The organism is Nocardioides sp. GCM10030259 (assembly GCF_042666375.1).
Taxonomy (GTDB): domain Bacteria; phylum Actinomycetota; class Actinomycetes; order Propionibacteriales; family Nocardioidaceae; genus Nocardioides.
Map to the genome: position 1 here is coordinate 243,356 of NZ_JBHTDF010000003.1, position 23,353 is coordinate 266,708.

Consider the following 23,353-nt stretch of genomic DNA (forward strand, 5'->3'; position numbering starts at 1 on the left):
CGAACAGGAGAGGGCCTCCGGAACACTGGGAGCCGCCCGGAAGTTGAGTCGTCATCACTCAATATTCCGAAAGGGAGGGCCGTCGCGTGACTGCCACCAGACTTCCCGTTCTCTTCGTCTCCGACCTCGTCGTGCTGCCGGGCATGGTCGTCCCGCTCGCGCTCGACGAGTCCTCCCGGGCCGCGATCGACGCGGCCCGCGCCGGCTCTGACAGCCGGGTCCTCGTCGCGCCGCGGCTCGAGGACCGCTACGCGTCGTACGGCCTGATCGCGACGATCGACCGCGTCGGCCGCTTCAGCGGCGGCGGCCCCGCCGCCGTCCTGAAGGCCGGCACCCGCGCCCGCATCGGCAGCGGGGTCACCGGTCCCGGCGCGGCCCTGTGGGTCGAGGTCGAGCCCGTCGAGGACGTCGTCACCGACCGGGCCACGGAGCTCGCGGAGGAGTACAAGCGGCTGGTCGTCGCCGTGCTCCAGCGCCGCGAGGCCTGGCAGGTCATCGACCAGGTGCACCAGATGAGCGACCCGAGCGCGATCGCGGACGCGGCCGGCTACGCGCCGTACCTCTCCGTCGACCGCAAGCGCGAGCTGCTCGAGGACCCCGACGTCGAGTCGCGGCTGCTCCGGCTGATCGGCTGGACCCGCGAGCACCTCGCCGAGGCCGAGCTCACCGACAAGATCGGCGAGGACGTCCGCGAGGGCATGGAGAAGAGCCAGCGCGAGTTCCTGCTGCGCCAGCAGCTCGCGGCGATCCGCAAGGAGCTCGGCGAGGGCGAGCCCGAGGGCGCCGAGGACTACCGCTCCCGCGTCGAGGCCGCCGACCTGCCCGAGCACGTCCGCGCGGCCGCGCTCAAGGAGGTCGACAAGCTCGAGCGGTCCAGCGAGCAGAACCCCGAGGCCTCGTGGATCCGCACCTGGCTCGACACCGTCCTCGAGCTGCCCTGGAGCGTGACGACCGAGGACTCCACCGACATCGCCGCCGCCCGCGCGGTGCTCGACGCCGACCACCACGGCCTCGACGAGGTCAAGGAGCGGATCGTCGAGTACCTCGCCGTCCGCTCCCGCCGCGCCGAGCGCGGCCTGCAGGTGGTCGGCGGCCGCGGGTCCGGCGCCGTGATCCTGCTCGCCGGACCTCCGGGCGTCGGCAAGACCTCGCTCGGCGAGTCCGTCGCCCGGACCATGGGTCGGAAGTTCGTCAGGGTCGCCCTCGGCGGCGTCCGCGACGAGGCCGAGATCCGCGGTCACCGGCGCACGTATGTCGGCGCGCTCCCCGGCCGGATCGTCCGCGCGATCAAGGAGGCCGGCTCGATGAACCCGGTCGTCCTCCTCGACGAGGTCGACAAGGTCGGCGCGGACTACCGCGGCGACCCCGCGGCCGCGCTGCTCGAGGTGCTCGACCCGGCGCAGAACCACACGTTCCGCGACCACTACCTCGAGCTCGACCTGGACCTGTCCGACGTCGTCTTCATCGCCACGGCCAACGTGGTCGAGCAGATCCCGAGCGCCCTCCTCGACCGGATGGAGCTCGTCACGATCGACGGCTACACCGAGGACGACAAGGTCGCCATCGCCCGCGACTTCCTCCTGCCGCGCCAGCTGGAGCGGGCCGCGCTGACGGTCGACGAGGTCGCGATCACCGACGGCGCCCTGCGCGAGATCGCCGCCAACTACACCCGCGAGGCGGGCGTGCGGCAGATGGAGCGCTTCCTCGCGAAGGCGCTGCGCAAGGCGGCGACCCGGCTGGCGACGGGCGCCGAGCGGGTCGACGTCGACGTCGCCGACCTCAAGGACCTCGTCGGCCGGCCGCGCTTCACGCCGGAGTCGGCGGAGCGTACGGCGGTCCCGGGCGTCGCGACCGGCCTGGCCGTCACCGGCCTCGGCGGTGACGTGCTCTTCATCGAGGCCTCCGTCGCGGAGGGCAGTGCCGGGCTCACGCTGACCGGCCAGCTCGGCGACGTGATGAAGGAGTCGGCGCAGATCGCGCTCTCCTTCGTCCGCAGCCACGCGGCCGAGCTCGGCGTCGACCCGGGGGCGTTCGAGAAGGCGATCCACGTGCACGTCCCGGCGGGCGCGGTGCCCAAGGACGGCCCATCGGCCGGCATCACGATGGTCACCGCGCTGACGTCGCTGCTCACCGGACGCCCGGTGCGCTCGGAGGTCGGGATGACCGGCGAGGTCACGCTGAACGGGCGGGTGCTGCCGATCGGCGGCCTGAAGCAGAAGCTGCTCGCCGCCCAGCGGGCGGGCCTGACCGAGGTCTTCGTGCCGCAGCGCAACGAGCCGGACCTCGACGACGTCCCGGCCGACGTGCTCGAGTCGCTGACCGTGCACGTCGTCGGCGACGTGCTCGACGTGGTCCGCGGCGCGCTCGCCTCCGCGGCGAGCGGTCGCGCAGCGGCCTGACCCGACGTACGCCGGTCCCGGATGCCCAGCATTCGGGACCGGCGTACGCATGTTGAGACACGACCGGTAGTGTTCTCGACAGCTCATCCAGAGGGACTGAGGGATACGGCCCTACGACGTCCCGGCAACCGCCACGAGCCTCCGCCCCCGGCAGACCAGCCGGTTGCGGTTCGTGGAAACGGTGCCAATTCCGCCCGGCGCGACCGTCGCAGCCGGGGAAGATGAGAAGGAGGAACTCATGAGCGCCGTTGTTGTCGAGAAGCCGGTCCTGCGCGAGGGCGCGTTCGGGAACGCGAAGGCCCTGTCCTGTCGCGAGTGCGGGCACCACGTCGAGCTCGGTCCCCACTATGCGTGTCCGGAGTGCTTCGGACCGCTGGAGATCGCCTACGACTTCGGCACCGTCACCCGCGAGCAGATCGAGGCCGGCCCGCGGAACATCTGGCGCTACAAGGCGCTGCTGCCGGTGCCGACCGACATCGAGACCAGCCCCAACACCGAGCCCGGCTTCACCCGCCTGCTCAAGGCCGACAACCTCGCGGCCGAGCTCGGCATCACGAACCTCTGGGTGAAGGACGACTCGACCAACCCGACCAACTCCTTCAAGGACCGCGTCGTCGCGTGCGCGCTGAGCGCTGCCCGCGAGCTCGGCGCCAAGGTCTTCGCCTGCCCGAGCACCGGCAACCTCGCGAACGCCGTCGCCGCGGCGGGCGCCCGTGCCGGCATCAAGACCGTCGTCTTCATCCCGAGCAACCTCGAGCAGCCCAAGCAGGTCAACTCGGCCGTCTTCACCGAGTCGCTGGTCGCCGTCAACGGCAACTACGACGACGTCAACAAGCTGGCCTCCGAGATCGCCGGCGAGGAGGAGGGCTGGGCGTTCGTCAACGTCAACGTCCGCCCGTTCTACGCCGAGGGCTCCAAGACGCTCGGCTACGAGATCGCCGAGCAGCTCGGCTGGCGGCTGCCCGACCAGATCGTGATCCCGGTCGCCAGCGGGTCGCAGCTGACCAAGGTGCACAAGGCGTTCCAGGAGCTGATCAGGCTCGGCCTCGTCGAGGACAAGCCCTACAAGGTCTTCGGCGCCCAGGCCGAGGGCTGCTCGCCGGTGTCGGTCGCCTACAAGGCCGGCGTCGACGCGATCCGCCCGGTCAAGCCCGACACGATCGCCAAGAGCCTCGCGATCGGCAACCCGGCCGACGGGATCTACGTGCTCGACATCTGCCGCCAGACCGGCGGAGCCGTCGAGGACGTCACCGACGACCAGGTCCGCGAGGGCATCGTCCTGCTCGCCCGCACCGAGGGCATCTTCACCGAGACCGCCGGTGGCACGACCGTCGCGGTGCTGAAGAAGCTCGTCGAGACCGGCCAGCTCGACCCGGACCTCGAGACCGTCGCGATCAACACCGGCCACGGCCTCAAGACCCTCGACGCGGTCTCCGGCTCGGTCGGGCCGGCTGCGACCATCGAACCGACGTACGCCGCCTTCGCCGCCACCGGCCTGGCCTGACCCCATCTCGAGGAGCCCCGCATGTCCGTCTCCGTCCGGATCCCGACCATCCTGCGCACCTACACCGGTGGCGAGTCCGAGGTGACCGCCTCGGGCGCGACGCTGAGCGAGGTGCTCGACGACCTCGACTCCAGCTTCAGCGGCATCAAGGGCCGGATCCTCGACGAGTCGGGCGAGCTGCGCCGCTTCGTCAACGTCTACGTCGGCAACGACGACGTGCGGTTCCTCGACAACCTGGCCACGCCGACGCCCGACGGCACGCAGATCTCCGTCATCCCCGCGGTGGCGGGAGGCTGAGGCTCCGCTCGATCAGGTGCGCTCGCTCGGCGAGGTTCGAGCAGCGCCCGATCGCCTCGTCGTACGCCGTGCGCGCCTCGTCGACGCGGCCGGCGCGGGCGAGCAGCTCGGCCCGGGTCGCCGCCAGCCGGTGCCCCGGCAGCACCAGTCCGTCGAGGGCGGCGAGCCCGGCGTCGGGGCCGGACGCCTCGGCGACGGCGACCGCGCGGTTGAGCCGGACCACGGGGGAGTCGCGGAGCGCGAGCAGCTCGTCGTAGTGCAGCACGATCCGGTCCCACGAGGTCTCGGCCGCCGACGGCGCGATGGCGTGCTCGGCGGCGACGAGCGCCTGGAGGAGGTACGGCGAGGGCGGCGCGTCGACCAGGGGGCGCAGCAGGCCGAGCGCCTCGGCGATCTCGTCGGCGTGCCAGGCGGTGCGATCCTGGTCGGGCAGCAGCACCAGCCGGCCATCGGCAACGCGGGCGTCGCGACGGGAGTGCTGGAGCAGCATCAGCGCCAGGAGCGAGTCCACCTCGACGTCGTCGTACGGCACGACCGCGCGCAGCACGCGCGCCAGTCGGACCGCCTCTCCGGCCAGCGCCGTCCGCACGACGTCGGGCCCGGAGCCCGGGGCGTAGCCGGCCGTGAACGCCAGGTAGGCGATGTCGGCCACCACCGCCACCCGCGGCCCGAGGTCGTCGGGGATCGTGAAGGACTCGCCGGCCAGCCGCTTGCGGGCGCGGGTGAGCCGCGCGGCCATCGTCGGCGTCGGCACCAGGAAGAGGCGGGCGACGTCCTCGGTGGGTACGCCGAGCACCAGCCGCAGGGTCAGCGCCGCCGCGGACTCGGGTGCCAGCGACGGGTGCGCGCACAGGAGCACCAGCCGCAGCCGCTCGTCGAGCGACACCGAGCCGTCGTCGGCCATGACTCGTTGGGCCTCCTCCTGGAGGGACGACTCGACCGCGAGCAGCGGAAGCTTGCGGGCGGCGACGGCCTCGGACCGCAGCCGGTCGACGATGCGGCGCCGGGCCGCGGTGAGCAGCCACGCCGGCGGGTTGTCGGGAAGGGCGTCCCAGGTGCGGGCGGCGGCCTCGAACGCGTCGGCGAGCCCGTCCTCGGCCAGGTCGAGGCGTCGGTACTGCGCGACGAGCAGGGCCAACAGCCGGCCCCACTCCTCGCGCAGCAGCCGCTCGATCGGGGTCAGATCGGGACCTCGGGGACCGGTCGGACCTCGACGGTGTAGTCCCGAGGCAGCAGCCCGGCGAGCTCGACGGCCGTCTCGATCGACTCGACCTCGATGACGTAGAAGCCGCCGATCTGCTCGACGGTCTCGGCGAACGGGCCGTCGGTCACCGCGCCCGCGCGCAGCGTCCTGGCGTCGGCCGGCCGGGCGAGGGCCTCGCCCCCGACTACCGACCCGCGCTCTGCCACGGCCGCGTCGAACGCCTCGAAGTCGGCGACCACGCGTTGCCGCGCGGCCTCGTCCGCGGCGTCCCACCTCTCGAAGTGGTCCTCCTCGGCCATCAGCAGCACGAACTTCACGGTGCCTCCGCCAGGTCACCGCCGACGGTCGCGCGGACCTCGACCGGCCAGGTCTCGTCCGCGAGGATCCCGCACACGTCGAGGAGGTCGTCGAGGTCGTCGCTGTCGACGAGGTAGTAGCCGCCGAGCTGCTCGACGGTCTCGGCGTACGGCCCGTCGGTGACGGTCGTGCCGTCGCCCGTGCGCCGCACCACCTTCGCCTCGCGGGAGTGGGTGAGCTCGGCGCCGCCGAGGATCTTGTGGCCGCGCTCCTCGAGGGCACGGGAGAACTCGCCGTGCCTGGCGTACATGGCGGAGCGCTGCTCCTCGGTCGCGGACTCCCAGACGGTCTCGTCTCCGGGGAGCAGGACGACGTACGTGGTCATGGTGTTTCCTCTCGTCGTTGTGAGTCTGACACCGGGATGACGGGCGGCACCCCACGAATTCGACAGCTCGCTGAGCGCTGGAGCTGTATCGGGGTGTTGTGGGCGCTGTTGACCCGTCATGACGGGTGAGAGGACGCCACAACACCCCGTTACAGCCTTGACAGCACTCCGCCGGAACCCGCAAAGTGTGTGGTGGGAACGCTCCCACATCCACGACGCTACGAGGGGTGGACCGCGCGATGGCCTCGCAACGGCGTGGAGGAGTGCCCGTCCGGGACCGCGGTCCCGGTTCGGGCCCCGACGTGCGGCGGGCCCGGGGTCTCCTCGACCTCCCGGGCCCGCCGTTCGCACGTCGAACCCGGACTCGCGGACCGGCCGCCGTCGGCATACTGACGCCATGACCCGGCCGCCGCGTACCCGTCCCACCCTCGAAGAGGTGGCCGCTCGCGCCGGTGTCGGCCGCGGCACCGCCTCGCGGGTGATCAACGGCGGCGAGAAGGTCTCCGAGCGGGCGCGGCTCGCCGTCGAGCAGGCGATCGACGAGCTCGGCTACGTGCCCAACGCCGCCGCCCGGGCGCTGGTCACCCGCCGGACCGACGCGATCGCGCTGGTCATCGCCGAGTCGGAGGAGCGCGTCTTCGGAGAGCCGTTCTTCGCCGGCATCATCCGCGGCATCGGCACCGCCCTGGCCGAGGCCGGCCGCCAGCTCATCCTGGTGCTCGCGCAGGCCTCCCGCAGGCCGGGCGCGCTCGACGAGTACCTCACCCGCCAGCACGTCGACGGCGTGCTGCTGCTCTCGCTCCACGACGACGACGAACTGCCGGCCCGGATCCGCGCCCACGGCGTACCCGTGGTCGTCGGGGGCCGTGCCGGCGCGGACGTCGAGCACGACTTCGTCGACGTCGACAACGTCCAGGGCGCCCGGCTCGCGGTCGAGCACCTGCTCGGCCTCGGCCGACGCCACGTCGCGACCATCGCCGGGCCGGCCGACATGGTCGCGGGCCACTCGCGCTTCGACGGGTACGCCGCCGCGCTCGCCGCCGCCGGGCTGCCGGTCGACGAGCGCCTCGTCGCCCGCGGCGACTTCGGCCGGGTCAGCGGCGAGGAGGCGATGCGCGCGCTGCTCGCCGGCGGCGAGGTCGACGCGGTCTTCTGCGCCAACGACCTGATGGCCGCCGGGGCGTTGCGCGTGCTCGGCGAGGCCGGGCTCCGGGTGCCCGAGGACGTCGCGGTCGTCGGGTTCGAGGACGCTCCGGTCGCGCAGTCGACCACGCCGCCGCTCACCACGGTCCACCAGTCGCCGGAGGAGATGGGTCGCGAGATGGCGGCCATGGTGCTCGAGGCCACCCGGAGCGCAGGCACCCCGCAACCGGGTCGGATGCTGCCCACCCACCTGGTGGTCCGCGGCAGCGCGTGAGGCACGTCCGTCTGGGTACCCTCGACGAATATGCATGCCGTGACGGCGACCGGGCGCCGCATCTACGTCGACCCAGCTGATCCACGGGGCGAGCGCCTGGTCGAGGCCGACGGCGACCTGAACCCAGGGACGCTGCGCCTGTGGCGGTGTGCGCTGGCGATGCACCCGTGGGACGTCGTGGTCGACGTCGGCGTCAACTACGGCGAGATGCTCGTCGGCGTCGAGCTCCCGGAGGGCGCCGAGGTGATCGGGTTCGAGCCGAACCCGGCGGTGCGCGAGCTGCTCGCCCTCACCCTTGCCGAGAGCGGCGTCAAGGCGCAGATCCGCCCGGAGGCCGTGTCCGCCACGGCCGGCACGGCGACCTTCATGGTCGACAGCCATTGGTCGGGCACGTCCTCGCTGCGTGACGAGCGGCACGCCGACAGCGTCGGGTGGCGCAGCCTCGAGGTGGCGGTGACGACGCTCGACCGGGTGATCGACCCGGGCCGGACGTTCTGCGCGAAGGTCGACGTCGAGGGGTTCGAGCGCGACGTCGTCGCCGGTGCCGCCGACGCCATGCGCTCGGCCCGCCACTGGGCGATGCTGCTGGAGGTCGCCCACATGTCCCGGCCCTACCTCGCGGCGCTCGCCGAGGAGCGCGTGGTCCTGCTGATGGACCGTCGCACCGGGGCCCTGGTGCGGGTCCCGGGCGGCAACGCCGAGCTCGTGGACGATCTGCTCGCGAAGCGCTGGTTGCACGCACACGACTGCCTGGTCGTCAGCGACGCCGTCCTGGCCGAGATAGAGGGGTGATGATGGAGAAGCGCCGGCTCGTCTACACGGCGATGATCGGGGGACACGAGCTGCTGCAGGAGCAGCCCGCCGCTCCCGACAGCGCGTGTGACTTCGTCTGCTTCACCGACGACGCCACGCTGCGCAGCGAGACGTGGGACGTCCGGGTGGTGGATCCGCTGCTGCCGCTCGACCCCGTCCGGAGCGCCCGTTCGCTGAAGATCGTCGGGCACCCCGACCTCGACGACTACGACGAGGTCCTCTGGATCGACGCGCGCGTCGTGCTGCGCGGGGATCCGTCCGACCTCCTCGACGACTGGCTGGCGACGGGTGACCTCGCCGTGGCCCGGCACTCGTACCGCAAGGACGTCGCCACCGAGTTCGTCGAGGTGCTGCTCGCCGGCATGGACGAGTCCTCGCGGCTGTACGAGCAGCTCAACCACTACACCGCAGTCGCGCCGGACCGGTTGCAGGAGCCGGTGCCCTGGACCGGCCTGATCGCGCGGCGCTGGACTCCGGACGTACGTCGCTTCGGGGAGGAGTGGCTCCGGCACGTCCTGCGCTACTCCCGCCGCGACCAGCTGTCGTTCGTCGAGGCGGCGGCACTCAGTGGCGCCGGCTTCCGCTTGCTGGACCTGAGCACCTTCGGGTCCGAGGTGCACGAGTGGATGCCGGGCGAGGGTCGCAGCCCCCGACCCCAGCAGCTCCAGGTCTCCGACCACCTCTGGTCGCCGACCGCCCGACTGGGAGAGCTCCAGCGGCAGCTCGAGATCACGACCCGCGAGATGTCTGCCGCGGTCGACCACCGCGAGAACCTGGTCGCCGGGCTCGAGCAGCAGGTCGCCGAGCTGAACGCCGACCGCGCTGCTGAGGTCCAGCGCCTCCAGGGGCAGGTCGCGACCCTGGAGCGGAGCGAGCAGCTGCTCGCCGAGAAGGTGGAGAGGCTGCGCCGCAAGGTGCGGCGCCTGCGCACCAGGAAGGACGAGCTCGAGAGTCAGGTCGACGACCGGCGCCGCGGCCCGAGGAGGCGCCGTGCGTCCGGCGGTCCGGCCGACCGATAGCCTCGGCCGGTGACCCGCGCCCTCCTTGCCACGTTCAACCTGATGCCCGAAGGCGAGCCCGGCGGCGAGCTGCTCGTCGCGGCCCTCGCCGAGCGAGGCGTGGAGGCCGCCTGGGTGTGCTGGGACGACCCGACGGTCGACTGGGGTGCCGCCGACGTGGTCGCCGCGCGCAGCACCTGGGACTACCAGCGGCGCTGCGCCGAGTTCCTGGCCTGGGCGCGGTCGGTGGACGAGGTGACGTGCCTGCTCAACGGGGCCGACGTCTTCGCGTGGAACGCGGACAAGTCCTACCTGACCGACCTCGGCGACGTACCCGTCATCCCCACGATCGTGCTCGACGACCGCACGCTCGTCGCCGGGCTCGGGACCGCCGCCGACCGGTGGGGCACGGTCGTCATGAAGCCCGCGATCGGCGCCGGCGGCGTCGGGGTCGTGGTCGCGCGCGGCGTCGACGACCCCTCGCTCGAGGGCCTGGTCCAGGCGCCGTGGGTGGTGCAGCCGCTCGTCGAGTCGGTGCGCACCGAGGGCGAGATCTCGGTCTACGTCCTCGACGGACGGGCGGTGTCGCGCTTCGACAAGCTCCCGGCGGACGGCGAGATCCGGGTGCACGAGCTGTACGGCGGCACCACCCGGCTCGGCGTCCTCGACGCGGAGACGGCCCGGCTCGCAGAGCACGCCGTCAAGTCGGCGGCGGCCCGGTTGGAGGCCGACCTCCCCTACGCGCGCGTCGACCTGATGACGTACGACGGCCGCCTGGTCGTCAGCGAGCTCGAGCTGATCGAGCCGGGGCTCTACCTCGACGTGGTGCCCGACAACGCCGGCCCGTTCGCCGACGTCATCGCCGACCGCGCCCGCCGACGGTCCTGAGCCGGTCTCGACACGCGGTCACGCCCTCGCGGGCTCGGGCGTGCGCTTGCTCGACCCGGTCGCTTCAGCCCGCGTGCTCGTACCTCGCGCCCAGCCCGCGACCGCTTGCACTCGCAGGAGGCGAGTGCTAAACATGACGCTGGCACTCTCGACCAGAGAGTGACAATCCGGAACGGCGTCGTTGAGGCTCTGTGCGCCGGCGAGAAAGGGTTCGCCGGGTCCAGCAGGGGCCGTCCGTCGCGGGCAACCCGCCGCCCCGGTCCACGAACTCAGCATGCGAAGGAATCGCTGGAGTTATGCCGAAGCTGATTGCATTCGACGAGGAGGCCCGGCGCGGTCTCGAGCGTGGCATGAACACGCTCGCCGACGCCGTCAAGGTCACCCTCGGTCCCAAGGGCCGCAACGTCGTGCTCGAGAAGAAGTGGGGCGCCCCCACGATCACCAACGACGGTGTGAGCATCGCCAAGGAGATCGAGCTCGAGGACCCCTACGAGAAGATCGGCGCCGAGCTGGTCAAGGAGGTCGCCAAGAAGACCGACGACGTGGCCGGTGACGGCACCACCACGGCGACGGTCCTCGCGCAGGCGATGGTCCGCGAGGGTCTCCGCAACGTGGCCGCGGGTGCGAACCCGATGGGCCTCAAGCGCGGCATCGAGGCCGCCGTCGCCGCCGTGTCCGAGCAGCTGCTCGGCATGGCCAAGGACGTCGAGACCAAGGAGCAGATCGCGTCCACCGCGAGCATCTCCGCCGCTGACACCACCGTCGGCGAGATCATCGCCGAGGCGATGGACAAGGTCGGCAAGGAAGGCGTCATCACCGTCGAGGAGTCGAACACCTTCGGGCTCGACCTCGAGCTCACCGAGGGCATGCGCTTCGACAAGGGCTACATCTCGGCGTACTTCGTCACCGACCCGGAGCGCATGGAGACGGTCCTCGAGGACCCCTACATCCTCATCGCGAACCAGAAGGTCTCGTCGGTCAAGGACCTCCTCCCGCTGCTGGAGAAGGTCATGCAGTCGGGCAAGCCGCTGCTGATCCTGTCCGAGGACGTCGACGGCGAGGCGCTGTCCACGCTGGTCGTCAACAAGATCCGCGGCACCTTCAAGTCCGTCGCCGTCAAGGCTCCGGGCTTCGGTGACCGCCGCAAGGCCATGCTGCAGGACATCGCGATCCTGACCGGCGGCCAGGTCATCTCGGAGGAGGTCGGCCTCAAGCTCGAGTCGACCGGCATCGAGCTGCTCGGCCAGGCCCGCAAGGTCGTCATCACCAAGGACGAGACCACCATCGTCGAGGGTGCGGGCGACGCCGACCAGATCGCCGGTCGCGTCAACCAGATCCGTGCCGAGATCGAGAAGTCGGACTCCGACTACGACCGCGAGAAGCTCCAGGAGCGTCTCGCCAAGCTGGCCGGCGGCGTGGCCGTCATCAAGGTCGGCGCGGCCACCGAGGTCGAGCTCAAGGAGCGCAAGCACCGCATCGAGGACGCCGTTCGCAACGCGAAGGCGGCCGTCGAGGAGGGCATCGTCGCCGGCGGTGGCGTCGCCCTGGTGCAGGCGTCGGCGACGGCGTTCGACAAGCTGGACCTGACGGGCGACGAGGCCGTCGGTGCCAACATCGTGCGTCTCGCGACCGAGGCCCCGCTCAAGCAGATCGCGATCAACGCCGGTCTCGAGGGTGGCGTCGTCGCGGAGAAGGTGAAGAACCTGACCCCCGGTCACGGTCTCAACGCCGCCTCCGGCGAGTACGTCGACATGATCGGCGAGGGCATCATCGACCCCGCCAAGGTGACCCGCAGCGCGCTGCAGAACGCCGCCTCCATCGCGGCGCTCTTCCTCACCACCGAGGCCGTCGTGGCCGACAAGCCGGAGAAGGCCGCCCCCATGGGTGGCGACCCGACCGGCGGCATGGGCGGCATGGACTTCTGAGTCCAGCGCCTCGCTGAACACCTGAACGACCCGAGCGGCCCCAGTCCACGGACTGGGGCCGCTCGGCGTTTCCGGACAGGCCCGCCGGGTACTCGTGCCGCGACGGTGGCCGCTACATGGGACGGTGGACACGTGGACGAGAGCCGACGCGAGCGATTCGAGGAGATCGCGCCGGGGCTGGTCGACCCGCTGCGGCGCTACCTCGCGCGGCGTACCGACCCCGACACCGCCGAGGACGTCCTCGCCGAGACCCTGCTCGTCTGCTGGCGGCGCGCGAGCGAGCTGCCGGAGCCGCCGCTCCCCTGGGCGTACGCCGTGGCCGCGAACTGCCTGCGCAACGCCGAGCGGGCCGCGCGGCGGCAGCGTCGGGTGGCGGCGAAGGTCGCCGCCCTCGACCCACCCACCGCCACCCAGCCCGAGCCCGCGCCGACGGAGGGTGACCCCGACCTGGCGCTGGCGCTGGGCCGCCTGCGCCCCGACGACGCGGAACTGCTGCGGCTGTGGGCATGGGAGCAGCTGACGCCCGCCGAGATCGCCACGGTGCTCGGCATCTCGGCCAACGCCGCGAGCATCCGCCTCCACCGCGCCCGCGGACGACTGCGCGGTCAGCTGCGAAAGACCCGGGCGTCGTCCGGACATGAGGAGTCGAGAGAGGGGAGGAAACCGTGACCGACGACGAGCTGCTCGCCCGGCTCCGGGCCGCCGACCCGGCAGCCTCCCTCCCGCCGGCCGACCCGGACGGGGTGGCCCGACTCGTGGAGGACGTCATGAGCACCGAGCTGACCACCGAGAACCGCGAGACCGGCACCCACGAGCGCAGCGGGCTCACCTGGATGGTCGCGGCGGCCGCGGTTCTTGTGATCGCCGGCGCCGGGTTCCTGGGCCTCCGCGCGTTGACCGACGACGGCACCCCGCCGGGCGACCCCGGTCAGGCCGGGCCGTCGACCACCCATCTCGCGGTCGGCGAGCCGGCGGGAGCCGAGAAGTGCATGGTGCCGAACGCCGACGCGCTCGCGCAGGCCGACGTCGCGTTCGACGGCACCGTCACCGCGATCGAGGGCGATGTGGTGACGCTGGCGCCGACGCACTGGTACGCCGGTGCGCCGAGCGACGAGGTCAGCGTGACCGCGCCGAGCGAGCAGATGCAGCGGGTCGCGTCCGGGGTCGCCTTCGAGGAGGGTGGGCGCTACCTGGTCTCCGCCGTCGACGGCCACGTCACGCTGTGCGGCTTCTCGGCGGCGTACGACGACGACCTCGCGGCGATCTACCAGCAGGCCTTCGGCTGACACACTGACCCCGTGACCGTCCACGGCCTCCTGCTCGCGGCCGGCGCCGGGCGGCGCATGGGCCGGCCCAAGGCGCTGGTGCGCGGCGACGACGGCGAGCCGTGGCTGGTCCGCGGGGTGCGGGTGCTGCACGAGGGCGGGTGCGACCAGGTCGACGTCGTGCTGGGCGCCGCCGCCGAGGACGCGCTCCCGATGCTCGACGGCACCGGCGCCACGGCAGTCGTCGCCGCCGACTGGGCCAGCGGGATGTCGGCATCGCTGCGGGCGGGGCTCGCCGCGGTCGAGGCCACCGACGCGACCGCCGCGGTCGTCACGCTCGTCGACCTCCCCGACGTCGGCGCCGACGTCGTCCGTCGCCTCCTGGCAGAGCCGCCGGACGCAGGCACGCTGCGCCGGGCGGCGTACGACGGACGCCCGGGCCACCCCGTCGTGCTCGGCCGCGACCACTGGGGGGCGGTGGCGGGCGGCGCGTCCGGTGATCGTGGAGCGCGCGACTACCTCGCGGCGCGGCCGGTGGCGCTGGTGGAGTGCGGCGACCTCGCGAGCGGCAGGGACGTCGACACGATTGACGGCTGAGGTCGTGGGTACGTGTGCTCATATGCGTACTCCGACACTCGGGACGGTTCGCTCGTCGATCGCCGCTGCAGCGGTGGGAGCACTCCTCCTCAGCGGCCAGCCGGCCTCGGCGCAGCCCGCGCCGGAAGGGCGCAGCTCCGCGCCCGCGGAGCGGGCCTCGGCGGTGCGGGTGGGCACGTTCAACATCAACGCGGCACTCCCTCTCGACCAGTGGCGGCAGGCCGTGCAGGAGTTCAGCACTCTCGTCGACGTCGGGGGCATCCAGGAGGCGGCCGGCACCGAGAAGGCCGCGGCCATGAAGGCGATGCCCGGGATCGGCAGCTGGCGGTCGAAGCGCTTCCTCCAGGAGCCGGTCTTCTGGAACAAGGACGCCTACAAGCTGCTCCGCGGCCGCGCGGCCAAGATCGCCGACGGCCGGAAGGTCGAGGACAAGACCGGCCCCGGCCTCGTGCACCAGGAGGCCACGCTGGCCACGGTCGTGCGGCTGCGCAGCAAGCTCAGCGGCGAGACCATCTCGGTCGTCAACGTCCACCTGCTCTCCGGTGCGGTCAACGCCGGCAAGCGGCTGCCGGGCGTGCCGCGCCGGGTCGGGATGTACCTCGACCAGGTGCGCAACCTGGGCAAGGTCGTGTCGAAGGAGAAGCAGTGGGCGGGCGGCCCGGTCTGGGTGCTCGGTGACTTCAACGTCAACTACGGGCGCGACAAGGCGGTGCGCAACAGGAAGTTCGCGTACTCGACCATGCGGCGCCGCGACCTGGTCGCCTCCTGGGAGGCCCGCAAGGGCCAGCTCCAGCCCGGCCAGGGCTCCGGCGCGCGCAGCGGCGCCTACCTCGACGTGATCTGGTCGACCCGGAAGGCGAGGTCGGTCGACGTCCTGCGCGAGGACCGGTTCCGCATCTCCGACCACTTCCCCGTGGTGTCGTCGTACCGCGCTCCCTGACCGGACGCCGACCGCGGGCCAACACCCGCGCGTCTACCCTCGTCGTATGGAGTCGTCCACCCCCGCCGCCCCCCAGGCCGTCGCTGAACGCCTGGGCGCGACCGGCTACCTGTGCGACGACGCACTCGCGACGGTCACGTTCCTCGCGCTGAAGATGCAGCGGCCGCTGCTGCTCGAGGGCGAGCCGGGCACCGGCAAGACCGCGCTCGCCGAGGCGATCGCCGAGAGCCTGGGGCTGCCGCTGGTGCGGCTCCAGTGCTACGAGGGGATCGACGCGACGCAGGCGCTCTACGACTGGGACTTCCCGCGGCAGATCCTGCACCTGCGCGCGCTCGAGGCGGCCGGCGCGGCCGCGCGTGGCGACGTCGGCAGCGTCGAGGAGGCGGAGAAGAGCCTGTACGACGCGCGCTTCCTGCTCGCCCGGCCGGTGCTGCAGGCGCTGCAGGAGAGCCCGGCGGTGCTGCTGGTCGACGAGGTCGACCGTGCCGACGACGAGTTCGAGGCGTTCCTGCTCGAGGTGCTGTCGACGTACCAGGTCTCCATCCCCGAGCTCGGCACCGTGCGCGCCGCGACGCCGCCGATCGTGGTGCTGACGTCGAACCGCACCCGTGAGCTCCACGACGCGCTGAAGCGGCGCTGCCTCTACCACTGGATCGACCACCCCGGCCTGGAGCGGGAGGTCGAGATCGTGCGCTCGCGGGCGCCCGAGGTGTCGGCCGACCTGGCCCGTCAGGTCGTCGGAGTGGTGCAGGGCCTGCGTGCGCGGGACGACCTGCAGAAGCCGCCCGGCGTCGCGGAGACGCTCGACTGGGCCCGGGCGCTGACCTACCTCGGGACCGCGGAGATCGACCTCGCCGCCGCGTCGGCGACGCTCGGCGCGCTGGTGAAGTACCGCGAGGACGCCGACCGGGTGCGGCACGCGCTGGACCAGATGCTCCGGGCATGACCATGGACCGCGGCGGCGACGAGATCCTGCTGGCGTTCACCCGGGCGCTGCGGGCGGCGGGGGTCGCGGTGACGCACGACCGCGCCCACGGCTTCCTCGCCGCGACCTCGGTGCTGGGGATGGACGACCAGCGCGCGACGTACCTCGCCGGGCGGGCGACGCTGTGCGCCGGCCCCGACGACCTCGAGCGCTACGACCGGGTGTTCACCGCCTACTTCGGCCGCGACGGGCTGCCCCGCTCGCGGCCCGCGCAGCCCGACAGCGTGCCCGGCTTCTCCGAGTTGCCGGAGTCCGAGGGATCGGGCGCGGGCGATGCGGCCGACGAGGACGTCGTGCGCGCCCGCGCCAGCGCGACCGAGGTCCTGCGGCACCGCGACGTCGCGACGCTGTCGGCGTCCGAGAAGCACCGGCTCGCCGGTATGTTCGCGACCCTCCGACCTCGGCCGCCGGTGCGGCGTACCGCCCGGCACCAGCGCTGGCACCGCGGTCAGGTCGACGCGTCGCGCACGCTGCGCGCCTCGCTGCGCCGGATGGGCGAGCCGGCCGAGATCGCCTGGCGCCGGCGCGGCGCGCGCCCGCGCCGGGTGGTGCTGCTGATCGACGTGTCCGGCTCGATGAGCGGGTACGCCGACGCGCTGCTGCGGCTCGCACACCGCTTCACCCAGGTCGTCCGCGAGCAGGGCGGGGTCGTCGAGACGTTCACGGTCGGCACCCGGCTGACCCACCTGACCCGGGCGATGCGGATCCGCGACCCCGAGCGGGCGCTGGTCGCCGCGGGCGAGACCGTGCCGGACTGGTCGGGTGGCACGCGGCTGGGGGAGACCCTCCGGTTCTTCCTCGACCGCTGGGGCCAGCGGGGCATGGCGCGCGGCGCCGTGGTCGTGGTCTTCAGCGACGGCTGGGAGCGCGGCGACCCGACCCTTCTCGGTGAGCAGATGGCCCGGCTGCGCCGGGTCGCCCACCGGGTCGTGTGGGTCAACCCGCACCGCGGCAAGGCCGGCTACGAGCCGGTGCAGCAGGGTGTGCTGGCCGCGCTGCCACACTGTGACGACTTCGTCGCCGGCCACTCGCTGGCGACCTTCGCCGAGCTGTCGGAGGTGATCTCGCGTGCGTGACGTGCTGCCCGAGCTGATGGCCTGGTGGCGGGCCGGGGAGACGGTCGGCGTCGGTACCGTCGTCGCCACCTTCCAGTCCGCGCCGCGCCCCGCCGGCGCCTCGATGCTGGTCGGACCCGACGGCGCCGCCGTCGGGTCGGTGTCCGGCGGCTGCGTCGAGGGCGCCGTCTACGAGCTCGCCGAGTCCGTGGTGGCCTCGGGCGACCCGGTGCTGGAGCGGTACGGCGTCTCCGACGACGACGCCTTCGCCGTCGGCCTGACCTGTGGCGGCATCCTCGACGTGTACGTCGAGAAGATCAGCCGCGAGACGTTCCCCGAGCTCGAGGAGATCGCCGCCGACGTCGAGGCCGGCCGCCCGGTCGCCGTCGCGACGATCATCGAGCACCCGGACCCGACCCGGCTGGGTCGGCGGCTCGTCGTACGGCCGGACGGGGGGATGGTCCCTGACGTCTCCGGGGTCTCCGGCGGCGTGTCGACCCCGAAGACGTCAGGGAGTATCCCGGTGTTGGGCTCCTCGCGCGCCGACGACGCCGTGCACGACGACGCCCTGGGGCTGCTGGTGGCGGGCCACAACGCGACGCTGACCTACGGGCCCGACGGCGAGCGGCGGGGCGAGGGGATGAAGGTGTTCGTGTGGGCGTTCGCGCCGAAGCCCCGGATGCTGGTGTTCGGAGCCATCGACTTCGCCGCGGCGGTCGCGCGGGTGGGCAGCTTCCTCGGCTACCACGTGACGGTCTGCGACGCCCGGCCGGTGTTCGCGACGAACACCCGGTTCCCCGAGGCGGACGAGGTGGTCGTCGACTGGCCGCACCGCTACCTGACCGCCGAGGCCGAGGCGGGGCGCATCGACGGGCGGACCGTGATCACCGTGCTGACGCACGACCCGAAGTTCGACGTACCGCTGCTGGAGGTGGCGCTGCGGCTGCCCGAGGTGGCGTACGTCGGCGCGATGGGCTCCCGTCGTACCCACGACGACCGGCTGGCGCGCCTGCGCGACGCCGGCGTCGACGACAAGGAGATCGAGCGGCTGTCGAGCCCGATCGGCCTCGACCTCGGGGCGCGCACGCCCGAGGAGACCGCGATCAGCATCGCCGCGGAGATCATCGCCGGACGGTGGGGCGGCAGCGGGGAGCGGCTCGCGTCGCTGGACGGACGGATCCACAAGGAGATCGCGTGATGGACGGACACTCCCTTGACCGGCTGGCCGACGAGCACCTCGCGATCGCCCGCGAGCACGGCAGCGGTCGCAGCGCCGTCACCGTGCACGGAGGTCGCGAGCACCACCTGCGACAGACGCTGATCGCGCTGGCCGGCGGGCGCGCGCTCGGCGAGCACGAGAGCCCCGGCGAGGCGACGCTCCAGGTGCTGCGCGGCCGGGTGACGTTGCACGCTGGCGGCGCCCAGTGGACCGGCGAGGCCGGGGACTTCCTGCTGATCCCGCCCGAGCGGCACGACCTCGAGGCGCTCGAGGACGCCGCCGTCCTGCTCACCGTCGCGAACCGGCTCGGGGACTGACCGTGCGGGGCGCGTCGGCCCTGGTCGTGCTGGCGCTGGTGCTCGCAGGATGCTCGGACGACGAGCCCGCCGCCGACCCGCCCCCGGCGTCCGCCACAGCGTCCCCGGACTCCCCGACGTCCTCGACCCCCTCGTCGGAGTCCGCCGAGCCGTCTCCGGGCCCCACCCAGCCCCCCACCCCCGCCGTGCAGGGCGAGAGCCTGCCACCGCGCACCGACACCCCGTCGCTGGCCAACCTGATGCGCGAGGACTTCGACGGCCGCGGCCTGCGGGTGCTGCGCACCGAGACGACCACCGACGCCTACACGCGCCAGCAGGTCGTCTACAGCAGCAACGGCACCCGCGTCTCCGGCGTGCTCCTCCGCCCGCACGGGCGCGGCCCGTTCCCCGCGGTCGTGCTCAACCACGGCTACATCGAGCCGTCGATCTACGTCACCGGCCAGGGGATGGCCCGCGAGCAGGACTGGCTGGCCCGGGCCGGGTTCGTCGTGCTGCACACCGACTACCGCGGCCACGCCGCCGGTGCCCCCGCCAGCGACCGCGAGCGCGAGCTGCGCCTGGCCTACGCCCGCGACAGCATCAACGCAGTCCTCGCGCTCGAGAAGCTCCCGTACGTCGACGACGACCGCACCGGGATGGTCGGCCGGTCGATGGGCGGCGGCGTCACGCTCAACGCGCTGGTGGCAGCGCCCGGGCTCGTCGACGCCGCCGTGATCTACGCCAGCGTGAGCTCGCGCTACCTCGACAACCTCAACCACTTCACGAGGCCCAACCGGCCCGAGGCGGTGAGCGCGCTCTACGCGGCGTACGGCACGCCCCAGCGGTCCCCGGCGTTCTACCGCGGGCTCTCGTCGCGCACCCACTTCGACCGGATCACCGAGCCGGTGCTCGTCCTCCACGGCGCGGTCGACGGGACCTGCCCGCCACGCTGGTCCCGGGAGACCCAGGCACTGCTGCGCCGTGCCGACGTCGACAGCACGCTCGTCACCTACCCCGGCGAGGACCACACGTTCTACGCGCGCTGGCAGGACTCGATCGTCCGCACCGTCCAGTTCCTGCGTCATCAATTCGATGAGTGACGCAAAGGTCTCGCACGCTCCGCGACGCCCGGCATCCACGCCGGCTGCGTTGCCAACGCTTGACGGACGCCCAGTCTGCCTTCGCGCCGGCGCCTTGCCGGCGCGGCGCCGAGCGCCGCTCGCTTGCACGATCCCTTGGCGTCACTCATCCGGGACGTGACTGGCGTCACCCCGTCGGCTACGTTGCTTGGCACGACCCTGGGGGGTTTTCGATGGCACGCACCGAGCTGCAGACGCGTCGGCTGGAGGCCGTCCGCGCGTGGACGACCTTCGTCGAGCACGGCGATGACGCCGCGACCATGGTGCGGCCCGAGATCCTGACCAGCTGGACCAGGTCCGAGGCCGCGATCGGGCCGGACGTCGCCGAGGCGCCGCTCGCCGACGAGTCCGAGACCGCGGCGTACTGGCGGGGATCGGCGCTCCAGACCGCGGTCGAGCGGGTCCAGGCCGAGCTGCGCCGCACGGCCGAGGACGGCGACCTCGTGATCGCCGTGACCGACCCTCAGACCCGGATCCTGTGGACGTACGGCGGCCGCGTGATGCGCCGCAAGGCCGAGACCGTCAACTTCGTGCCCGGCGGGCGCTGGGACGACGAGTCGGTCGGCACCAACGCCCTCGACCTGGCCAACCGGCTGGCCGAGCCGGCGATGGTGTTCAGCGCCGAGCACTACGCCTCGATCGTGCACAACTGGGTCTGCTGGGCCGCGCCCGTCCACGACCCCACGACCGGCACCCAGCTCGGCGTCATCGACCTCTCGACCACCTGGGACCGCACCCACCCGATCGGCCTGGCCACCGCACGGGTGATGGCGCGGCTGATCGAGGCGGCGATGCCGCTGACGCACCAGCACGTCGTGCGGCCCGGCGAGAGCAGCGAGCCCGGCCTCGAGATGCACCTGCTGGGTACCGCCGAGACCTGGCTCGACGGCCAGCGGCTGCTGCTCAACCGCCGGCAGACCGAGATCCTCGCGCTGCTCGCCATGCACCCCGAGGGGCTGTCGCTCGAGCACCTGCACGCCCTCGTGTACGGCGACCAGGCCGTCACCACCTCCACCCTCAAGGCCGAGGTCTCCCACCTGCGCGCGGCGCTCGGCGGTCAGCTCGCATCGCGGCCCTACTGCCTGACGATGCCGGTCTCGACCGACGTCGACCTCGTGCTCGGCCTGCTCCGGCGGGGCCGGGTCGCGGCGGCCGTCGAGGCGTACGGCGGCGACCTGCTGCCCGGCACGAACTCCCCGGCCCTCGCCGAGCTCGCCGAGCTGGTCGCCGTCGCCGTCCGCGAGGCGCTGCTCGCCGACCCGGACCCGGACGCCGTGCTGCGCTACGGCGAGCGCGCGCCGTACGACACCGAGGTGATCGAGGTCTGCCTGGCCCGGCTGCCGCTGCGCCACCCCGCCGTACCCCTCCTCAAGGGGCGGCTCGCCGCCGCCCAGCGCTGACCCTTTCCTATCAAAGACAATCCATTCACTACACTTCACGCCATGGCAGTCGTCGACCGCGCCCAGCCCGCCCCCGCCGCGACCCCCGCGGCACCGTCCCCGCGCCGGGTGGCGATCGTCGGCGGCGGCGCCAGCGGCGTGCTGACCGCGCTCCAGCTCCTCTCCACCTCCGACGACCCCGCGCTGTGCATCACCGTCCACGAGGCCAGCGGGGTGCTCGGCCGCGGCATCGCCTACGGGACGTCCGACCCGCGGCACCTGCTCAACGTGCGCGCCCGGCACATGAGCGCGTTCGCCGACGTGCCCTCCGACCTGCTCGACTGGGCCGTGCGGGCCGGCCGCGACCCCGACCCGCAGGGCTTCCTGCCGCGGATGGAGTACTCGGCGTACCTCCAGGACACCCTGGCCGACACCGCCGACCAGCGGCTCACGATCAGCGCCGGCCGGGTCGACGACATCGTGCCCACTGGCGCCGGCTTCGAGCTGCGCACCCGCGGGCGGACCAGTGCGGCCGACGTCGTCGTGCTCGCGTACGGCAACCAGAAGCCCCAGGAGCTGACCGAGCTCGCCGGGGTGTCTGGCCTCATCGGGAACCCCTGGGACCTCGCCGCCATCCGGGCGCTGCCCGGCGACGCGAGCGTCGTCATCGTCGGCACCGGCCTCACCGCCATCGACACCGCGATCACCCTGCTCGAGGACGAGCCGAGGCGCCGTGCGGTGATGGTCAGCCGCAGCGGGTTGCTCCCGTGTGCCCACATCGCCCAGCAGTCCACGGCGTGGGTGACCGACGTGCCCGCCGGACCGCTGACCGCCGACGGGCTCGCCTCGCTCGTGCGCGGACAGGTCGATGCGGCCCGCGCCCACGGCGTCGACTGGCGCAACGTCGTCGACGGCCTGCGGCCGCAGACCCAGTCGATCTGGCGCCGGCTCGACATCGACGAGCGGCGGCGCTTCCTCGCGGCGTACGCGCGCGACTGGGAGGTCCGCCGCCACCGCATGGCCCCCGAGGTCGCCGACCGGATCGACCGCTACCGCCGCGAGGGCCGGCTCGAGCTCGTGGCCGGCGGCACGCCGCATGTCGATGTCGAGGCCGCCGTCGCGGTCGTCAACTGCACGGGCCCGCTCACCGACATCGGCCGCACCGACGACCCGCTGCTCCGGGCGCTCCAGGAGCGCGGTCTCGTCACGCCCGACCCGCTCCGGCTCGGTCTGGAGTCGACGGTCTCCGGCCAGGTCGTCGGCGCCGACGGCGCGGTCGTCGAGGGCCTGTACGCCGTGGGCCCGCCGCGCAAGGGCACCCTCTGGGAGTCCACCGCCATCCCGGAGATCCGCGCGCAGGCGGCCGAGGTGGCCCGGCTGGTCCTCGACAAGGCGCCCGAGGCATCCATGCCTTGACAGGCATATGCCCGTAGGGGCATGGTCGGTGCATGGATGTGTTCGAGGTCGTGTCCGACCCCACCCGGCGCCGGATCCTGGACCTGCTGCGCGAGGGCGAGCGCCCCGTGGGAGAGCTGGTCGAGCTCCTGGGCGTGGCCCAGCCGAACGTGTCGAAGCACCTGCGGGCCCTGGACCGGGCCGCGCTGGTGCGGGTGCGCGTCGACGGGCCGCGTCGCCACTACCGGCTCGAGCCGGACGGGCTCGCGGAGCTGGAGGCGTGGCTCGCGCCGTACCGCCACCTGTGGGCGGAGCGCCTCGACGCCCTCGAACGACACCTCGACGAGATGGAGGACCGACGATGACCCACGACCTGACCGACCGGCTCGGCTCGGTGGTGCGCGACGACGAGGGGGTGCGGCTCCGGTACGAGCGCCGGCTGGCGCACCCGCCCGAGAAGGTGTGGCGGGCCCTGACGGAGTCCGAGCATCTGCGGCACTGGTTCCCCGCCGACATCCTCGGCGAGCGCCGCGAGGGCGCGAGCCTCACGATCCGGTTCTGGCCCGAGTCCGTGGAGGCCGCCGGCGACGCCATCGCGTCGATGGGGGTGGACCTCGCCGACCCGGCGCTCCCCGGCGAGCTCCTCACCTGGCAGCCGCCCCGGCTGCTCGAGCTGACCTGGGACACCGACCGGCTGCGCTACGAGCTCGAGCCCGATGGTGACGGCACCCGGCTGCGCTTCACCACGTGGCCCGGTGACCAGTCGCCGCCCGCACTCACCGGCGCAGCGGCCGGCTACCACGCCTGCCTCGACGCCCTCGGGGAGCTGCTCGACACCGGCAGCACCCGCACCCCGGTGGCGGCGACCGAGGTCAGCGACCTCGAGGAGCGGTACGCCGCGCTGGTGGCGAACGGCGGCTGACCCGACGGGCCTACCTTTCGCCAACCGGACCCTC

24 protein-coding genes and 1 riboswitch are annotated in these 23,353 nt (G+C 73.0%); of the genes, 21 read left to right on the forward strand and 3 right to left on the reverse strand.

The genetic code is table 11. The annotated features are described in order from the left end of the window. Window positions 1-86 precede the first annotated feature (86 nt). The 3 genes from lon (at window position 87) to ACFQQI_RS03865 (ending at window position 4,200) form a co-directional block, all read left to right on the forward strand. Complete coding sequence (gene lon / locus ACFQQI_RS03855) at window positions 87-2,399, forward strand: endopeptidase La (protein ID WP_378558181.1); 2,313 nt, start codon at window positions 87-89, stop codon at window positions 2,397-2,399. An 80-nt stretch (window positions 2,400-2,479) separates the two neighbouring features. Then, window positions 2,480-2,627: riboswitch (SAM riboswitch) on the forward strand. 10 nt (window positions 2,628-2,637) lie between these two features. Further along, a complete protein-coding gene (gene thrC / locus ACFQQI_RS03860) occupies window positions 2,638-3,903 on the forward strand; it encodes a threonine synthase (RefSeq protein WP_378558184.1) in 1,266 nt (421 codons plus the stop codon). A gap of 21 nt (window positions 3,904-3,924) precedes the next feature. Further along, window positions 3,925-4,200, forward strand: a complete 276-nt coding sequence (locus ACFQQI_RS03865) for a MoaD/ThiS family protein (protein WP_378558187.1) — start codon at window positions 3,925-3,927, stop codon at window positions 4,198-4,200. Here the strand turns inward: ACFQQI_RS03865 and ACFQQI_RS03870 are convergent. From ACFQQI_RS03870 to ACFQQI_RS03880, 3 genes are read right to left on the reverse strand one after another with little or no spacing between them, the layout of a single operon-like run. Continuing rightward, window positions 4,175-5,338: an RNA polymerase sigma factor gene (locus tag ACFQQI_RS03870; RefSeq protein ID WP_378558190.1), complete on the reverse strand. Its 1,164-nt coding sequence runs from the start codon at window positions 5,336-5,338 to the stop codon at window positions 4,175-4,177. The genes ACFQQI_RS03865 and ACFQQI_RS03870 overlap by 26 nt on opposite strands. Before the next feature lie 41 nt (window positions 5,339-5,379). After that, a complete protein-coding gene (locus ACFQQI_RS03875) occupies window positions 5,380-5,721 on the reverse strand; it encodes a YciI family protein (protein ID WP_378558194.1) in 342 nt (113 codons plus the stop codon). Beyond that, entirely contained in the window at window positions 5,718-6,086 is a 369-nt protein-coding gene (locus ACFQQI_RS03880; RefSeq protein ID WP_378558197.1) for a YciI family protein, read from the reverse strand. Before ACFQQI_RS03880 ends, ACFQQI_RS03875 begins: the two co-directional genes overlap by 4 nt. 397 nt (window positions 6,087-6,483) lie before the next feature. On the opposite strand from ACFQQI_RS03880, the gene ACFQQI_RS03885 reads away from it, so the two are divergent. The 18 genes from ACFQQI_RS03885 to ACFQQI_RS03970 all read left to right on the forward strand — a co-directional run bounded on the left by ACFQQI_RS03885 (window position 6,484) and on the right by ACFQQI_RS03970 (window position 23,319). Beyond that, window positions 6,484-7,503: a LacI family DNA-binding transcriptional regulator gene (locus ACFQQI_RS03885; protein ID WP_378558200.1), complete on the forward strand. Its 1,020-nt coding sequence runs from the start codon at window positions 6,484-6,486 to the stop codon at window positions 7,501-7,503. A gap of 30 nt (window positions 7,504-7,533) precedes the next feature. Beyond that, complete coding sequence (locus tag ACFQQI_RS03890; RefSeq protein WP_378558203.1) at window positions 7,534-8,295, forward strand: FkbM family methyltransferase; 762 nt, start codon at window positions 7,534-7,536, stop codon at window positions 8,293-8,295. Between the two features lie 2 nt (window positions 8,296-8,297). Next, entirely contained in the window at window positions 8,298-9,335 is a 1,038-nt protein-coding gene (locus ACFQQI_RS03895) for a glycosyltransferase domain-containing protein (RefSeq protein WP_378558206.1), read from the forward strand. A 9-nt stretch (window positions 9,336-9,344) separates the two neighbouring features. Then, the gene (locus ACFQQI_RS03900) at window positions 9,345-10,202 is read left to right on the forward strand and encodes a RimK family alpha-L-glutamate ligase (protein WP_378558209.1); all 858 of its coding nucleotides are present in this window, start codon (window positions 9,345-9,347) and stop codon (window positions 10,200-10,202) included. Window positions 10,203-10,498: 296 nt separating this feature from the next. Next, a complete protein-coding gene (gene groL, locus ACFQQI_RS03905) occupies window positions 10,499-12,127 on the forward strand; it encodes a chaperonin GroEL (protein ID WP_378558212.1) in 1,629 nt (542 codons plus the stop codon). A 132-nt stretch (window positions 12,128-12,259) separates the two neighbouring features. After that, window positions 12,260-12,796, forward strand: a complete 537-nt coding sequence (locus ACFQQI_RS03910) for an RNA polymerase sigma factor (protein WP_378558214.1) — start codon at window positions 12,260-12,262, stop codon at window positions 12,794-12,796. Continuing rightward, complete coding sequence (locus ACFQQI_RS03915; protein WP_378558217.1) at window positions 12,793-13,413, forward strand: hypothetical protein; 621 nt, start codon at window positions 12,793-12,795, stop codon at window positions 13,411-13,413. The genes ACFQQI_RS03910 and ACFQQI_RS03915 overlap by 4 nt, the downstream gene beginning before the upstream one ends. Before the next feature lie 12 nt (window positions 13,414-13,425). Next, on the forward strand, window positions 13,426-13,989 hold the full coding sequence (locus ACFQQI_RS03920; protein WP_378558220.1) for an NTP transferase domain-containing protein: 564 nt from the start codon (window positions 13,426-13,428) through the stop codon (window positions 13,987-13,989). A gap of 73 nt (window positions 13,990-14,062) precedes the next feature. Next, entirely contained in the window at window positions 14,063-14,929 is an 867-nt protein-coding gene (locus ACFQQI_RS03925; RefSeq protein WP_378558223.1) for an endonuclease/exonuclease/phosphatase family protein, read from the forward strand. A 46-nt stretch (window positions 14,930-14,975) separates the two neighbouring features. After that, a complete protein-coding gene (locus ACFQQI_RS03930) occupies window positions 14,976-15,875 on the forward strand; it encodes an AAA family ATPase (RefSeq protein ID WP_378558226.1) in 900 nt (299 codons plus the stop codon). Beyond that, window positions 15,872-16,990 carry a VWA domain-containing protein gene (locus ACFQQI_RS03935; protein WP_378558229.1) on the forward strand — a complete coding sequence of 373 codons (1,119 nt, stop codon included), beginning with the start codon at window positions 15,872-15,874 and terminating at the stop codon, window positions 16,988-16,990. Before ACFQQI_RS03930 ends, ACFQQI_RS03935 begins: the two co-directional genes overlap by 4 nt. Next, window positions 16,983-18,167 carry an XdhC family protein gene (locus tag ACFQQI_RS03940; protein ID WP_378558232.1) on the forward strand — a complete coding sequence of 395 codons (1,185 nt, stop codon included), beginning with the start codon at window positions 16,983-16,985 and terminating at the stop codon, window positions 18,165-18,167. Before ACFQQI_RS03935 ends, ACFQQI_RS03940 begins: the two co-directional genes overlap by 8 nt. Then, window positions 18,167-18,505: a cupin domain-containing protein gene (locus tag ACFQQI_RS03945; RefSeq protein WP_378558235.1), complete on the forward strand. Its 339-nt coding sequence runs from the start codon at window positions 18,167-18,169 to the stop codon at window positions 18,503-18,505. Before ACFQQI_RS03940 ends, ACFQQI_RS03945 begins: the two co-directional genes overlap by 1 nt. Before the next feature lie 2 nt (window positions 18,506-18,507). Continuing rightward, entirely contained in the window at window positions 18,508-19,584 is a 1,077-nt protein-coding gene (locus ACFQQI_RS03950; protein WP_378558238.1) for an alpha/beta hydrolase family protein, read from the forward strand. Between the two features lie 212 nt (window positions 19,585-19,796). Continuing rightward, complete coding sequence (locus ACFQQI_RS03955; RefSeq protein ID WP_378558241.1) at window positions 19,797-21,023, forward strand: transcriptional regulator; 1,227 nt, start codon at window positions 19,797-19,799, stop codon at window positions 21,021-21,023. A gap of 42 nt (window positions 21,024-21,065) precedes the next feature. Continuing rightward, window positions 21,066-22,418, forward strand: a complete 1,353-nt coding sequence (locus ACFQQI_RS03960) for an FAD/NAD(P)-binding protein (RefSeq protein WP_378558244.1) — start codon at window positions 21,066-21,068, stop codon at window positions 22,416-22,418. 32 nt (window positions 22,419-22,450) lie between these two features. Further along, window positions 22,451-22,762 (forward strand): ArsR/SmtB family transcription factor, encoded by a 312-nt coding sequence (locus tag ACFQQI_RS03965; protein WP_378558247.1) that lies wholly within the window; start codon window positions 22,451-22,453, stop codon window positions 22,760-22,762. Continuing rightward, window positions 22,759-23,319 (forward strand): SRPBCC domain-containing protein, encoded by a 561-nt coding sequence (locus ACFQQI_RS03970; protein WP_378558250.1) that lies wholly within the window; start codon window positions 22,759-22,761, stop codon window positions 23,317-23,319. Before ACFQQI_RS03965 ends, ACFQQI_RS03970 begins: the two co-directional genes overlap by 4 nt. Window positions 23,320-23,353 lie beyond the last annotated feature (34 nt).

What these genes read in the sequence shown, in the direction of transcription:
- thrC (WP_378558184.1), top strand. Translation starts at nt 2,638, where the DNA reads ATGAGCGCCGTTGTTGTCGAGAAGCCGGTCCTGCGCGAGGGCGCGTTC.
- ACFQQI_RS03865 (WP_378558187.1), top strand. Translation starts at nt 3,925, where the DNA reads ATGTCCGTCTCCGTCCGGATCCCGACCATCCTGCGCACCTACACCGGT.
- ACFQQI_RS03880 (WP_378558197.1), bottom strand. Translation starts at nt 6,086, where the DNA reads ATGACCACGTACGTCGTCCTGCTCCCCGGAGACGAGACCGTCTGGGAG.
- ACFQQI_RS03885 (WP_378558200.1), top strand. Translation starts at nt 6,484, where the DNA reads ATGACCCGGCCGCCGCGTACCCGTCCCACCCTCGAAGAGGTGGCCGCT.
- ACFQQI_RS03890 (WP_378558203.1), top strand. Translation starts at nt 7,534, where the DNA reads ATGCATGCCGTGACGGCGACCGGGCGCCGCATCTACGTCGACCCAGCT.
- ACFQQI_RS03895 (WP_378558206.1), top strand. Translation starts at nt 8,298, where the DNA reads ATGGAGAAGCGCCGGCTCGTCTACACGGCGATGATCGGGGGACACGAG.
- groL (WP_378558212.1), top strand. Translation starts at nt 10,499, where the DNA reads ATGCCGAAGCTGATTGCATTCGACGAGGAGGCCCGGCGCGGTCTCGAG.
- ACFQQI_RS03930 (WP_378558226.1), top strand. Translation starts at nt 14,976, where the DNA reads ATGGAGTCGTCCACCCCCGCCGCCCCCCAGGCCGTCGCTGAACGCCTG.
- ACFQQI_RS03935 (WP_378558229.1), top strand. Translation starts at nt 15,872, where the DNA reads ATGACCATGGACCGCGGCGGCGACGAGATCCTGCTGGCGTTCACCCGG.
- ACFQQI_RS03945 (WP_378558235.1), top strand. Translation starts at nt 18,167, where the DNA reads ATGGACGGACACTCCCTTGACCGGCTGGCCGACGAGCACCTCGCGATC.
- ACFQQI_RS03955 (WP_378558241.1), top strand. Translation starts at nt 19,797, where the DNA reads ATGGCACGCACCGAGCTGCAGACGCGTCGGCTGGAGGCCGTCCGCGCG.
- ACFQQI_RS03960 (WP_378558244.1), top strand. Translation starts at nt 21,066, where the DNA reads ATGGCAGTCGTCGACCGCGCCCAGCCCGCCCCCGCCGCGACCCCCGCG.
- ACFQQI_RS03965 (WP_378558247.1), top strand. Translation starts at nt 22,451, where the DNA reads ATGGATGTGTTCGAGGTCGTGTCCGACCCCACCCGGCGCCGGATCCTG.
- ACFQQI_RS03970 (WP_378558250.1), top strand. Translation starts at nt 22,759, where the DNA reads ATGACCCACGACCTGACCGACCGGCTCGGCTCGGTGGTGCGCGACGAC.